Here is a 13,565-nt window from a genome sequence, read left to right as displayed (position 1 = left end):
CGGCGTGGAGGCTTGGCAGGCATGACCGGGTGGGCTGAATGGATTGCGGGGGAGCGTTTGCAGCAGGTGTGCAGCGCCGACCTTGACCTTGGCGGCGCCGGCATCGTCTGCCCGCTGGATAACTTCGGCGTGCTGAAAATCAGCGGCGAGGACGCCGAAGATTTTCTGCACAACCAGGCCAGCAACGACTTGCGCGAACTGGCCGCGGGCGAGGCGCGGCTTGCGGCGTTGTGCAATCCGAAGGGGCGAATGTATTGCAGTTTCCTCGCCTTCGGCGGGCGCGCGGCGGGCGGCGCCTGGTATTTGCAGATGCCGCGCGAGCGCGTCGCGCCGGTGATGAAGCGTCTTTCAATGTTTGTGCTGAGGGCGAAGGTGGAACTGTCGGATGTGAGTGATGAACTGCCCGGGTTTGGCGTGATTGGCGCGGCGGCGGGTGAAGTGCCGGAGCGGGCGGCGGGCGCGGCAGGCAAAGCGGTTGCAGGCGCGGGCGCGGCGGTGATGGCCTTCAAGACGCCGGGCATTCAACCGCGCGCGGCGGTTTACGCGGATGGCGAAACATTGATTGAACTGTGGCGCGGCGCGGTGCAAAAAGGATGCCGGGCGATGACTTGCGATACCTGGCGCTGCTGCGACATCCAGTCCGGCATCGCGCATGTCAGCGACGCGACCAGCGAGGAACTGGTGCCGCAGATGGCCAACATGGATTTGCTCGGCGGCGTCAGTTTCTCAAAGGGCTGCTACCCGGGGCAGGAAATTGTCGCCCGCACCCACTACCTCGGCAAACTGAAACGCCGGACTTACCTGTTCTCAAGCGACGGGCGCGATGTGGCCGCCGGCGCCCCGGTTTTCAGCGACCGGCAAACCGAGCCTTGCGGGCAGGTGGTTGATTTCTGCCCGCTGCCCGACGGCCCCTCCCCCGGCCTCGCCATGCTGCGAATGGCCGCCGCCGGCGACACCCTGCACATCGGCGCCCCCGACGGCGCAACGCTTTCCATCGGCGCGCAACCCTACGAAATCAGCGCCAAAAGCCACAACCCGGAGGACCCGAATGAGACCATTGATTAGCCTGTTCGCCGTCATCGTGCTGATGGCGCTCGCGGGATTGGTCGTCAAAGACCGGCTGCAATGGCTTGCGACGGCGCTTTTTATCACCGCCGCGATTCTACTGGCCGTGCTGCTGCTGGCGGTGGGCGGGGTTTTGTAGGTACCTTCCTGTCAAAATGAAAAAACCTGCTGATAAGAAGGCTCCGAAACCGGACGAAACGGATGATGGCGTAATGGCCGCCCTGAAACGGGCTGCCAGACGCGCACATCTGATTGCACACCTGGCCGGCACCAAGGTTGTCATCATGCGCGATGGCGAGGTCGTGGAAATTGACCCGGACCCGGAGATGTATGAGGGACTGGAAGTACGGTTGCATGAAATCGAGCAATGTCTGGCCAGTCGTCGGAGATAGACCGCCTGACATTTCATGCTGGAGGTCATACCTGAAATCCGCCCTGCCCGCTCAGGCGGGCTGAACAGACAGGCGATTGGGCGCATGGTAGCGGCAGAGGACGCCCCATCCCCACTTGTCAATAAACTTGCAAGCAGCCTGGGGGGCATCATTATCAGCATCAGTTAGTGTATAATTATGATGTCAGTTGCAATCCTGCAACTGGCTGACTGACTACAAATGGAGTATCAAATCAATGAGAACAACATTGAATATAGATGATGAATTGCTGGCCCAAGCCCAAGCCATTACCAATATCACCGAAAAACCGAAACTGATTCGGGAAGCGTTGCAAGCGCTCGTCGAACGGGAAAGTGCGCGGCGACTTGCAAGATTGGGAGGCTGTGCGCCTGATATCAAGCCCATTCCCCGGCGTCGTTTCTGACCAGTGATTCTTGTTGACACTTCGGTATGGATTGATCACCTGCGTACCGCTGACAAAACATTGACGCACTTGCTTGACAGTTGCCAAGTGCTTGCTCACCCCTTTGTCATCGGTGAAATTGCATGTGGCAGTTTTTTCCCCGACCGGGACGAGATTCTGCTGACGCTGAGGCAATTACCCGCTCTTCGAGCTGTTGAGGAATCCGAAGCGCTGTATTTTATCGACAAGAACAAGTTAATGGGGCTTGGCATCTCTTATGTTGATGTCCATTTGCTGGCCGCAACTGCCTTGGAGCCAGAGGCGCTGCTATGGACACGGGACAAACGGCTGAAGGCTGCGGCAGCCGCCATGGATCTGGCTGTCAAATGAGAGACAAACGGCTGGAGCAGGCAGCACATATCGCGCGGGATGCTTGTTGTCGCCCACCCTCACTCGTCATACTTGATATAGGCAAACCGCTGGTCTGAAGGCGTGCCTTCCAGTGCCCCGCCCTCTTTGCCAGGCTGCCACTGAATCACTTCCTCGATTTTTTTCGCCAACTCGAAATCCTTGTTCGTCACGCCCTTCGCGGCGTGGTTCATCAACTTGACGACGACAAACGCATACGAAGCGGTCAGGTCCGGATGGTGGAAGGCGGCTTCCGCCAGATGCCCCACCGTGTTGATGACCATCAGCGTCCCTTTCCAGCCCTGCGTGCGGTATTTGCGCCGTATCCAGCCGTCCTCGTAATACCAGCGCGGCAGTTCCTCCTCAAGCCTCTGCTTGATTTGCTCTTCCGAATAGGTTTCTTCGGCTTTTATTTCTCTCCAACTCATGGGTGCCTCCTTTGGTTTTGTGTTTTTGGCGATGGCCGCCGATTGGAATAGAATACTGTATTCTTTTGCTGGTGCAAGTGTCAGCATCAGTGGAAGAAAATGTGATAACATCTCTCAGGCGAGAATGAAGCATGGCCAATTTTGCGTACATAAACATAATTCAGAACGCCCCCACTCCTTTCATTATAATATTTGGCATGGCACATGCCGCAATGACATGGGTAATTTATGTGTATGCAAAAGATTTGTTCCGCGAAGCAGTCAGATGGATGTTGGAAAGAGAAGTGCCATCCAGAAATTTGATGGAAAAATCCAAACTAGACATATCAAACCACCATCAAGAGGACAAGATGAATGCAATATCCGGATTCATCTACGACAAGCCAAATATGGATAGAAACTTGTTAATGCGGGGAGCAGAGAAAATAGCACGATCATCATATACCGTACATATCACGAGAGCAGCAATCTTTTTCGGATGCTGGGGAATAATCGCTGCCATTAAATACTTCTACGCGAGTCCTCCTTTATTGTGAGTCAGTATCACAAAACCTTGTCAATTCTTGACATGATTTTTCTGGTCTCTGTCAGCGCTACGATAATTTTCTGGTAATGGTTGATTTCATCCCAAATCAGGGCGCGGCCTTTTCGTTCTTTTAGATATTTTTGGGCAGGCTGGTAGCCACCGATGTAGAAATCCCATGCAGCTTGAGGGATTTTTTCAAAATATTGTTTTTCGTTAATCCATATCTTTCCTTTCTCATACTTGATATTGCTGATAATGTTGTCACCTGTTTCTGGGTAGGACGTCGCCAAAGTTTCCAGTTTGGAACTTTCCATCAAGTGTAAGGCGCGCAACTCGGCACCGAGCTTTATCAATTTGCGGAATTGGGTTTTATTCTCAGGAAATGGTATGCGAGGGAAATCTATCTTGAGAAACTCCCGATATTTTTCACGGTAGGCAGGGCTGTGAAGCACTGCATAAATATAGTCCAGCATATCTACCGGCGCAAAGGTGTTGCGACGATTGGTTTCTTCCGGCATGAATTGCAAATCAAGTTGGCCGGCGATGTTTTTTACAATATCGGCACTCAGGTTTGGCTTACGGGTGCTTTCACCGTCGAGCCGAATTTGCTTTTTGTCGGGGTACGTGTAGAGCGGGAAAAAGTAAGTTTGATCGCTGGCGGCGTGAACATCCGCGATATGGCGAGTTATAAAAACACGATCGAATACAGAGTTAGTGGGGTACGACCGGGAGGTCATCAACCCCAGGTTCTCGCCTGCGAGTATATGCTTCATTGCCTTTTCTGCTGGGCGGCTAATCATTGTCGGAGTATAGTAAATCCAGCGACAATCAAATGGTCTGTATTGGATTGAGTTAATGTGATTAGCATCATAGTTTCTATTTTGTATTTTTCTGGTAAGTTTATAGCTTCCTGAGTCTTTGACCTGGAACTCTTCTTTGAAAGTTTCATCAAAATCTCCCGAAAACAGTTTTTCTATGCGAGCAGAAAGCTTCTTGGCATCAAAATCAATAAAAAGACTGTCTCGGTCAGTTTTTATCCCTGAGTTGAATACGTTGAACAATTTGTTCACAATGAATCCTTTCTCATATTCCTCTTGTGCAGAGAAATCTTTTGGCACAAAAAAGAAACCAGGAGGCACAGGCTCCAGCTTCTGAAATTTGACTTCTCCGAGGCCATGCTCCCACAAAAATTTGTACTTGCTTTTGCGTTCACCAAACAAATCAAAGTGGAAAACTTCCCCCAAAGCGCCACTTTCCTTCTTGCCTGTCTTGACAAAGATATTGATGGAAACACCTTGCATAATGTCAAACACATTTTTATCGGGTGAACCATCAGGGGAAGTCTCTTTTTTCTTGGCGTTGCCATGCAAGTCCAGGATATAAATCTTGTCAAAAGTCTTCAGTAGATGACGGCGCATTTGGCGATGGGTTATCCCATCAATAAAACTGTTGTTGGAGATATAGGCAAGAATGCCCTCACCAGTCTTTTCAATCAGATATTCCCCGTAACAGGTAAATTTTATGTAGTCGTCATCCAGATTCAGTTTTTTCTCTTTGAGACCTATTTTGTAACTTTCAATCAGTTCTCGAATCCAATCTCCGGTGTTGCTGCTGCTGACAGCGTAAGGGGGATTTCCCAGCACTACCATCACCGGCACATCACGCTTAATCTCATCTGCTTCCTTCGACTCATCAGAAAGCCACATAGCCAACTGGCTCCCAATCCCGGAATCATGCTCTTCCAGCGAGTTGGTGAGGAAAATCCGCAAGCGGCTGTCCCCAGGTCCGCAGCCGGTATCTTTCAGAATCATTTCCAGTTTCAGGTGTGCCATGGCATAAGATGCCATCAATATTTCGAAGCCATTCAAGCGCGGTATCAAATCATTTTCCACATAATCCGGCCAGATGCCTTTTTGCGTGACAAATCTTTCATGAATCTTTTTCACCACTTCGGCAAGGAAGGTGCCGGTGCCAGTCGCAGGATCCAAAATCTGGACTTTATGTAATTCCCGCTGCGAATCCTCTATTTCAACATTAATTTTAGCGGTATCCGCCAACCCGGCAGACAGCTTGAACTCGGTCTTCAAAACCTCATCCACAGCCTGCACGATAAAACTTACCACCGGCTCTGGTGTGTAATACACTCCGCGACTTTTGCGTAACTTTTTATCGTACTTCTCAAGGAAAGTTTCATAGAAATGAATAAACGGGTCAGTGCGATGAGTTGGTTTGCCGAAATTCTTCATCAATTCCGCAACATCTGTCGCCCTGAAAATGTCGGCAAGATTATTCACAATCCACTGAATACGCTTATCCAAATCATCGCCTGCAATATGTTGGAAAAATTTCCTGAGGAACGGATTACTTCCCGGAATCAAATAGGCTGCCTCACGGCGGGAAAAGTCTTCCAGAGTCTGGTCATGCAAGCGGGCAGCAAACATGCCATAAGCAATGGTTTGGGCATACATATCGGCAAATTCAGTTGGAAGCATGTCCGGCATCAGAACTCGTCTGAATGTTTTGAACTGGTTCTGTAATTCGCTGTCCCTTTTGTTAGCCTTATTTTTATCCTCTGTGTCACTGGCTAAAGCCTTGACGACAACCCCAGCGAGCGCTTTTGCCCTGTTCGCCATATGTTCCGCAAGAACGGCAGCCTTCGTAATGGTTTGTCCTTCATAATCCGCAAAGATTTTGATGAGATTGATGAAATCATCAAAGTTGTCAGGCTTCCCCTTGATTTTATTGTGCTTGAAATCCGCAATAGAGACTTCAGAAACTTGCTTTCCATCCCGAAACAGGCGGAAATCAAGATAGTTGGTGAAAATCAGGTTGTTCGTAAACTTGAAATAACGACTTAACTGCTCTTCATAAGCCGAATTATCCAGGGATTTGTTTATACTCTTGGCTTCAATATAGCCGAAAGGAATTTTCCCACGCGCCAAAACATAATCCGGAGCACCGCAGTTGGTGATTTGCCGGGGCTCATTGGTAATATGAGCATCGGGCAAAAGCTTTTTCAGAAACTTCTGCAAATCACCACGAAAACTATGCTCAGTGAACTGGCCGCCACTGTAGGTCTTGGCAATATCCTGAAGATAAGATGAGACTAATGAAGACATTGGAGAAATATAGCATAAATTGCGAATATTCTTATTCTTTCCAGCGCGGGCCAAGGATACCAGCACCATAGAAAACCAAAATAGCCAGTAATAAGGTTCCGAAAAAAGTAATCAATGACTGTGCAAATTTAAGCCACAGGGACTTAGGGTGCCATTTATCTGTCTGGCCTAACGGCAGTACAGGAAGCGCTGTCTCCACTGCATAAAGGAAGGGATTGAATTGAGGGTAATCCTTAATAACTGTTTGATTTTCCCTCCATTCATCAGACAGAAGAACTTTAGTGTCTGATGGAAGCATGCGCCAAACCCCACATCCTACCCAATCTTCAGCTGGATTATATTCTGCACATAAAAGCGTGTTGCCAAAGAATAGACATCCGGTCATGATGAGGCCTGCAAACCAATAAAAAGACCTGAAAGGCTTATAACCATAGCCAATGGCAACTTTCAAAATCCAATACCAAAATCTCCACCATGAAAAACTCTCTTCTTGACTTATACTTTTATGGCGTTCCTTCTCTACAGAAAAACCAACTTTCCGCGCCCAATGCGTATGCCCCATTTCCAGATATACTTTCATCAATTGCTCATAAAGCTGTGGACGAAATTCACCACCTTTGTTCATTGAATTAAGCCAGACAAGACGGGACTGCACCTGCTTTCTCTTTTCCCACATTCCTTCCAATTTCTGATAAGAAAAGCCATCTATATTATAATGACTGCTATCAAAATCAGTATAGTTGACCTTATCATCAGCAAATGTGCCTACTTGTGCATCTGTCAATCTTAATCCTGCCAAGTGGCATTTTTTCAGAAGAAGGCTGCCATCAATTTTGGCACGATATAAATTTACCTCGCCTGTAGCTTCAAAATTTTCCCCTATGACTACATCGGCTACTTTTATATTTTCGGCAACGAGAGCGTTCTCTTCATCTATGAAATTTCCACCTGTACAATCCAGCCCCCCTTGAATTTCTGCACCACTCAAATTCACTATGCCTATGGCTACAAATCCATTACTCAAGAATACTGTAGAGGCTACTTTCATGCTATGGGCAGAAAGAGCATATCCTTTCTCATTAATGAAACTTCCATCTGTACAATCCAGCCCCCCTTTAATTTCTGCACCAGCCAAATGCACCATACCTCTAGCCTCGAATCCACCATTCAAGAATACTACAGAGGCTGCCTTCATGCTCTGGGCAGAAAGAGCGTATCCTTTCTCATTAATGAAACTTCCATTTCTGCAATTTAGTTGTCCTCCAATTTCCACATTATCTAAACTTACTTTTCCTTCAGATTGGAATCTCTCATTCATGTGTACACTGCCATTTATTTTTGCGTTTTGGATAATAAAAGCATTTCCTCCTTTGTCAATGAAAGCCCCACCTGTGCAAACAAGCGCACCTCCGATTTCTGCGTTATCCAGACGCACTTCGCCTTCGGTGCGATATCCTTCACTGAAAATCACACTATCGCCTACCTTTATACCTTGGGCAAGGAGAACTTCTCTTTCTTCATTAATGAAACTTCCACCTTTACAAACAAGTTGCCCTTTAATTTCTGCACCGCTTAGATGCACACTGCCCTCAGCTTTGAAATTTTGATTCAGAAACACATTACCGCGAACTTGTATGCCTTGGGCAAAAAGGGCACATTCTTCTTTATTCATAAAATTCCCGCCGCTGCAACTAATCCACATTCCAATTTCTGCACCATCTAATCGCACTTCTCCTTTAGATTCAAACCCTTCACTCAATAACACGCAACCGTCTGCTTTCATGTTATGGGCAAAAAGAGTACACCCTTTTTCGTTTATAAATTTTGCACCTGCACAGCTGAGTTGCCCTCCGATTCTTGCTCCAAGCAAGCTGATTTCCCCCTCGGATACAAATCCTCTATTCAATAGCACATTACCATCTACTTTCATATTATGAGCCAGAAGAGTGCACCCCTCTCCATTCATAAATCTTGCACCTGCACAGCTCAGTTGCCCTCCGATTCTTGCTCCAGACAAGCCAACTTCCCCGATAGATTTGCATAATACCAAATACACATCTTTTCCTATTTCCGATTGATTAGCGTCGAGGCCGTGTTGAAAATTGCAGTTCACAAAACTTAATTCTGGGCACTCAAAACCTTCAAGTTGGATTTTTTCATCAAAATGACATGAATTAAACCGAACAGGAATCTTGACTTCATAAAAAGCCATGTTGAATGCAGAACTAACTTTAGCCTTGTAAATGATAGTCCCGCGATAATTTATCTTGCCATAACAATCCTCACAAAATAAACCGCGTAAAAAGTTGCTACGTATCACCTGATTTCCCAAATCGACCACAGGCATTCCCTCAGCCTCTTCTAGTTTCCTAGCTTCTTTTGTGTTCCCTGACTTGCCTTCCTGGAAAGCCTCTAATAATTTTTTTTCTGCAGTGTTCAGTTGATTTTTAGGAATCATGGTCTTCTCTCCATCGAATAGTAGATTCTTGACTTGCTGGCGCTTCGCTTATAATTCAAAAATAAACCCGCAGGCCACTTATTGCCCGACTGGATTCCCGCTTTCGCGGGAATGGCGCCAAGCCAACACAAATGCCGCCGAACCATCGGCAGGTCGCGGGAATAGGCAATTGATTATACTACCCCCATGCCCCCAACCACCCCCACCCCCAAACAACCCACCCGCCGCAAAAAGCGCGGGCAACCGCGCGGCAGGAGCGTCAGCACCGACGCCCTGTCCGACATCCGCGCCCTGCTCGGCGAGCGTCCGCGGCGGCGCGACCTGCTGATTGAATTCCTGCACCTGATACAAGACCGCTACAACCACATCAGCGCCGCGCACATCGTCGCGCTGGCGCGTGAGATGAAACTGGCGCCGGCGGAAATCTACGAAGTGGCGACCTTCTACCACCACTTTGATGTCGTCAAGGAAGGCGAGACACCGCCGCCGCCGCTGACGGTGCGCGTCTGCGACTCCATCACCTGCGAGATGTTCGGCGGCGAACGCCTGATTGCCGACCTGCAACAAAAAACCGGCGACGGCGTCAGAATCCAGCGCGTGCCGTGCGTCGGGCGCTGCGACGCCGCCCCGGTCGCCGTCGTCGGCACAAACCCCGTCGCCGCCGCCACCGCAAACACCGTGCTGCAAGCCATCGAAACCAACGCAACCCAGGCCGCAACCCCGCACCACGCCGACTACACCCAATACAAAGACAACCACGGCTACACGCTGCTCAACGCCGTCGCAAGCGGCGAGCGCGACGGCGAATCCGTCATCGCCGCGCTTGAACAATCCAACCTGCGCGGCCTCGGCGGCGCCGGCTTTCCCGCCGGGCGCAAGTGGCGCATCGTCGCCGCCGAACCCGCGCCGCGCTATCTCGCGGTCAACATTGACGAAGGCGAACCCGGCACTTTCAAGGACCGCCATTATCTTGAACACGACCCGCACCGCTTTCTTGAAGGCATGCTGATTGCCGCGCAGGTCGTCGGCGTTGAGGCCATCTACATCTACCTGCGCGACGAATACGCCGGCATCCGCGCAATGCTTGAAACCGAACTTGCGCGGCTGCGCGACAGCCCGCCCTGCCCCGCGCCGTGGACGCCGCCGCCGATCGAACTGCGCCGCGGCGCCGGCGCCTACATCTGCGGCGAGGAGTCGGCGATGATTGAATCCATTGAAGGCAAACGCGGCATGCCGCGCCTGCGCCCGCCCTTCGTCGCGCAAAACGGCCTGTTCGGGCGCCCGACGCTCGAGCACAACATGGAAACCCTCTACTGGGTGCGCGACATCATTGAACAGGGCGCCGATTGGTTCGCATCGCACGGGCGCAACGGGCGCAGCGGCCTGCGTTCGTTCTCGGTCAGTGGCCGCGTCAACAAACCCGGCGTCCACCTCGCCCCCGCCGGCATCACCGCGCGCGAACTGATTGACGAATACTGCGAAGGCATGACGCCCGGCCACGAACTCTACGGCTACTTTCCCGGCGGCGCCTCGGGCGGCATCCTGCCGGCGTCGCTGGCCGATGTCCCGCTCGACTTCGACACGCTGAACGAACACGGCTGCTTCATCGGCTCGGCGGCGGTCATCGTGCTGTCGGACAAAGACAGCGCGCGCGCCGCCGCCCTCAACGCGATGCGCTTTTTCTCGCACGAATCGTGCGGCAAGTGCACGCCGTGCCGCGTCGGCACCGCGAAAGCCGCGCAACTGATGGAAAAACCGGCCTGGGACACGGCGCTGCTGGGCGAGTTGTCGCAGGTGATGAACGACGCCTCCATCTGCGGCCTCGGCCAGGCCGCGTCCAATCCGCTGCAATGTGTGATTCAATACTTCCCGCATGAACTCGACAGATGAACTCGAACGAAAAGCAAACTGACATGGCCGGCCAGCACACCGCCGTCACCTTCACGCTGAACGGCGAGCGCATCACCGCCGCAAGCGGCGAGACCATCCTGCAGGCCGCCGCGCGCCACGGCGTCGCCATCCCGCACCTGTGCTACAAGGAGGGGCTGCGCGCCGACGGCAACTGCCGCGCGTGCATGGTGGAAATTGAGGGCGAGCGCGCATTGCAGCCGGCGTGCGTCAGAAAACCCGCCGACGGCATGACAGTCGCGTCCGGCGGCGACCGCGTGCTGCACTCGCAGCGCATGGTGCTGGAACTGCTGCAATCCGACCTGTCGCAAAGCCGCCGCACGCTGAACAGCGAACTCGACCACTGGGCGAAACACCTGAACCTCGGCCCGCCGCGCTTCGAGGCGCGCGCCAACCCGCAGGCGGACGCCTCGCACCCCGGCATCGCCGTCAACCTTGATGCCTGCATCCAGTGCACGCGCTGCGTGCGCGCCTGCCGCGAGGAGCAGAACAACGATGTCATCGGCTACGCGCACCGCGGCGCGTCGTCGCTGATTGTGTTCGACCTGGACGACCCGATGGGCGACAGCAGTTGCGTCGGCTGCGGCGAATGCGTGCAGGCCTGCCCCACCGGCGCGCTGATGCCGGCGGGCGATGTCGCGCTGCAAAAGGCCGACAAGACGGTCAAGTCGGTGTGCCCGTATTGCGGCGTCGGCTGCCTGCTGAACTTCCATGTCGCCGACGGCAAAATCCTTCATGTAGAAGGCCGCGACGGCCCCTCCAACAAGGGGCGCCTGTGCGTCAAGGGCCGCTACGGCTTTGATTACATCCACAGCGACGAACGCCTGACGCGCCCGCTGATACGCGCCGACGGCGCCGCCAAAACCGCCGGCATTGAAGACCTCGACGCACAAGACATCGCCGCGATGTTCCGCGAGGCCGACTGGGACGAGGCGCTCGACACCGCCGCCGCCGGCCTGCAACGCATCCTGCAACAGCACGGCCCCGGCGCCCTCGCCGGCTTCGGCTCGGCCAAAGGCTCCAACGAGGAAGCCTACCTGTTCCAGAAACTGGTGCGAACCGCCTTCCACACCAACAATGTGGACCACTGCACGCGGCTGTGCCATGCGTCGTCGGTCGCGGCGCTGCTGGAAGGCATCGGCTCCGGCGCGGTCTCCAACCAGGTCGCGGATGTCGCCGAGGCCGATGTCATCATCGTCATCGGCGCCAACCCGACCGAGAACCACCCGGTCGCGGCGACCTTCATCAAGAACGCCGCGCGCGCCGGCAAGACGCTGATAGTGATGGACCCGCGCCGCACCGAACTGGCGCGCCACGCCGACCACTTCCTGCAATTCAAGCCCGACACCGATGTCGCGATGCTGAACGCCATCATGCATTCCATCGTGCAGCAGGGCCTGACCGACGACGCCTTCATTGCAAGGCGCACCGAAGGGTTTGACGAACTGCGCCGCTCGCTTGACCAATACCCGCCGGAGAACATGGCGGCGGTGTGCGGCATTCCGGCGCAGACGCTGCACGAGGTCGCGCGCGTGTACGCGGCGGCGCGCAACTCGATCATCTTCTGGGGCATGGGCATCTCGCAGCACATCCACGGCACCGACAACGCCCGCTGCCTGATTGCGATGGCGCTGATGACCGGCCAGATTGGCCGCCCCGGCACCGGCCTGCACCCGCTGCGCGGGCAGAACAATGTGCAGGGCGCCTCCGATGTCGGCCTGATTCCGATGGTGTTTCCCGACTACCAGCGCGTGGACAACGACGCGGCGCGGCGGCGTTTCGAGCAACTGTGGGGTGTTGAACTGGACCCCGAACCGGGCCTGACGGTGGTCGAGATCATGAACGCCGTCACCGACGGCAAACTGCGCGGCATGTACATCATGGGCGAGAACCCGGCGATGTCCGACCCCAACCTGAGCCACGCGCGCGCGGCGCTGGCGGCGCTGGAGCACCTTGTCGTGCAGGACATCTTCATGACCGAGACCGCGCTGTTCGCCGATGTCATCCTGCCGGCGTCGGCGTTCCCGGAAAAGACCGGCACCTTCACCAACACCGACCGCCGCGTGCAACTGGGGCGCGAGGCCGTCGCGCCGCCGGGCGACGCGCGCCAGGATTTGTGGATTATCCAGCAGATGGCCAAACGCCTCGGCCTTGATTGGCGCTACGACGGCGCCGCCGATGTCTTCGCCGAGATGACCGGCGCGATGGACAGCATCCGCGGCATCACCTGGCAACGGCTGGAGCGCGAGCATTCGGTCACCTACCCGTGCGAGCGCGAGGACGACCCGGGGCAGCCGGTCATCTTCCGCGACCGCTTCCCGACCGCCGACGGCCTGGGCCGCTTCGTGCCCGCCGCCTTCAGCCGCGCCGACGAACTGCCCGACGGGCAATACCCCTATGTGTTCATCACCGGACGCCAACTTGAACACTGGCACACCGGCGCGATGACGCGGCGCGCCAGCGTGCTGAACGAGATTGAGCCGGTCGCGGTCGCGTCGCTGCACCCGAACGACCTCGGCGCCATCGGCGCCGCCGAAGGCGACCGCGTGCGCCTGACCTCGCGGCGCGGCACGGTTGAGTGCCGCGTGCGCGCCGACGACGGCCTGGTGCCGGGCCAGGTGTTCATGCCGTTCTGCTTCCGCGAAGCCGCCGCCAACCTGCTGACGAACGAGGCACTCGACCCGTTCGGCAAGATACCGGAATTCAAGTTCTGCGCGCTGAGGGTTGAGAAGGCGGCTTGAGAGGGCGTCAGCGCACAACCGCGCGCACGGCGTCGCAAACACGCTCAACATCGCGCGCGGCAAGCCCCGGAAAAATCGGCAGCGAAATGACTTCGCGCGCCGCGCGCTCGGCCTCGG

General features: G+C 54.3%; 11 protein-coding genes. 8 read left to right on the top strand and 3 right to left on the bottom strand.

Features of this window, described 5'->3' with window-relative positions; genetic code table 11:
• The first annotated feature begins 21 nt into the window (after positions 1-21).
• From OXU50_06900 to OXU50_06880, 5 genes are all read left to right on the top strand, one after another.
• Positions 22-1,065, top strand: a complete 1,044-nt coding sequence (locus OXU50_06900; GenBank protein ID MDD9869601.1) for a folate-binding protein — start codon at positions 22-24, stop codon at positions 1,063-1,065.
• On the top strand, positions 1,049-1,204 hold the full coding sequence (locus OXU50_06895; GenBank protein MDD9869600.1) for a hypothetical protein: 156 nt from the start codon (positions 1,049-1,051) through the stop codon (positions 1,202-1,204). Before OXU50_06900 ends, OXU50_06895 begins: the two co-directional genes overlap by 17 nt.
• Before the next feature lie 16 nt (positions 1,205-1,220).
• Positions 1,221-1,457, top strand: a complete 237-nt coding sequence (locus tag OXU50_06890) for a hypothetical protein (protein MDD9869599.1) — start codon at positions 1,221-1,223, stop codon at positions 1,455-1,457.
• A gap of 235 nt (positions 1,458-1,692) precedes the next feature.
• Positions 1,693-1,881: a type II toxin-antitoxin system VapB family antitoxin gene (locus OXU50_06885; GenBank protein MDD9869598.1), complete on the top strand. Its 189-nt coding sequence runs from the start codon at positions 1,693-1,695 to the stop codon at positions 1,879-1,881.
• 3 nt (positions 1,882-1,884) lie between these two features.
• A complete protein-coding gene (locus OXU50_06880; GenBank protein ID MDD9869597.1) occupies positions 1,885-2,250 on the top strand; it encodes a type II toxin-antitoxin system VapC family toxin in 366 nt (121 codons plus the stop codon).
• A 59-nt stretch (positions 2,251-2,309) separates the two neighbouring features.
• Here OXU50_06880 and OXU50_06875 read toward each other — a convergent pair whose 3' ends face one another.
• Positions 2,310-2,696, bottom strand: coding sequence for a 4a-hydroxytetrahydrobiopterin dehydratase (locus OXU50_06875; protein MDD9869596.1), 387 nt, complete (start codon positions 2,694-2,696; stop codon positions 2,310-2,312).
• 131 nt (positions 2,697-2,827) lie between these two features.
• Between OXU50_06875 and OXU50_06870 the strand changes: the two genes are divergently transcribed.
• On the top strand, positions 2,828-3,232 hold the full coding sequence (locus tag OXU50_06870; protein ID MDD9869595.1) for a hypothetical protein: 405 nt from the start codon (positions 2,828-2,830) through the stop codon (positions 3,230-3,232).
• Positions 3,233-3,239: 7 nt separating this feature from the next.
• On the opposite strand, the gene OXU50_06865 is transcribed toward OXU50_06870, so the two are convergent.
• Together OXU50_06865 and OXU50_06860 are read right to left on the bottom strand one after the other, a co-directional pair.
• Entirely contained in the window at positions 3,240-6,341 is a 3,102-nt protein-coding gene (locus OXU50_06865; protein ID MDD9869594.1) for an N-6 DNA methylase, read from the bottom strand.
• 31 nt (positions 6,342-6,372) lie between these two features.
• Entirely contained in the window at positions 6,373-8,799 is a 2,427-nt protein-coding gene (locus OXU50_06860; protein ID MDD9869593.1) for a hypothetical protein, read from the bottom strand.
• 186 nt (positions 8,800-8,985) lie between these two features.
• Between OXU50_06860 and OXU50_06855 the strand changes: the two genes are divergently transcribed.
• Together OXU50_06855 and fdhF are read left to right on the top strand one after the other, a co-directional pair.
• Positions 8,986-10,689, top strand: a complete 1,704-nt coding sequence (locus tag OXU50_06855) for an NAD(P)H-dependent oxidoreductase subunit E (protein ID MDD9869592.1) — start codon at positions 8,986-8,988, stop codon at positions 10,687-10,689.
• The gene (gene fdhF, locus OXU50_06850; GenBank protein MDD9869591.1) at positions 10,686-13,448 is read left to right on the top strand and encodes a formate dehydrogenase subunit alpha; all 2,763 of its coding nucleotides are present in this window, start codon (positions 10,686-10,688) and stop codon (positions 13,446-13,448) included. The genes OXU50_06855 and fdhF overlap by 4 nt, the downstream gene beginning before the upstream one ends.
• Positions 13,449-13,565 lie beyond the last annotated feature (117 nt).

The organism is Gammaproteobacteria bacterium, from assembly GCA_028817225.1.
Taxonomy (GTDB): Bacteria; Pseudomonadota; Gammaproteobacteria; order Poriferisulfidales; family Oxydemutatoraceae; genus Oxydemutator.
The sequence above is the reverse complement of the archived record's forward strand: the minus strand, read 5'-3'. Positions and strand labels throughout refer to the sequence as shown.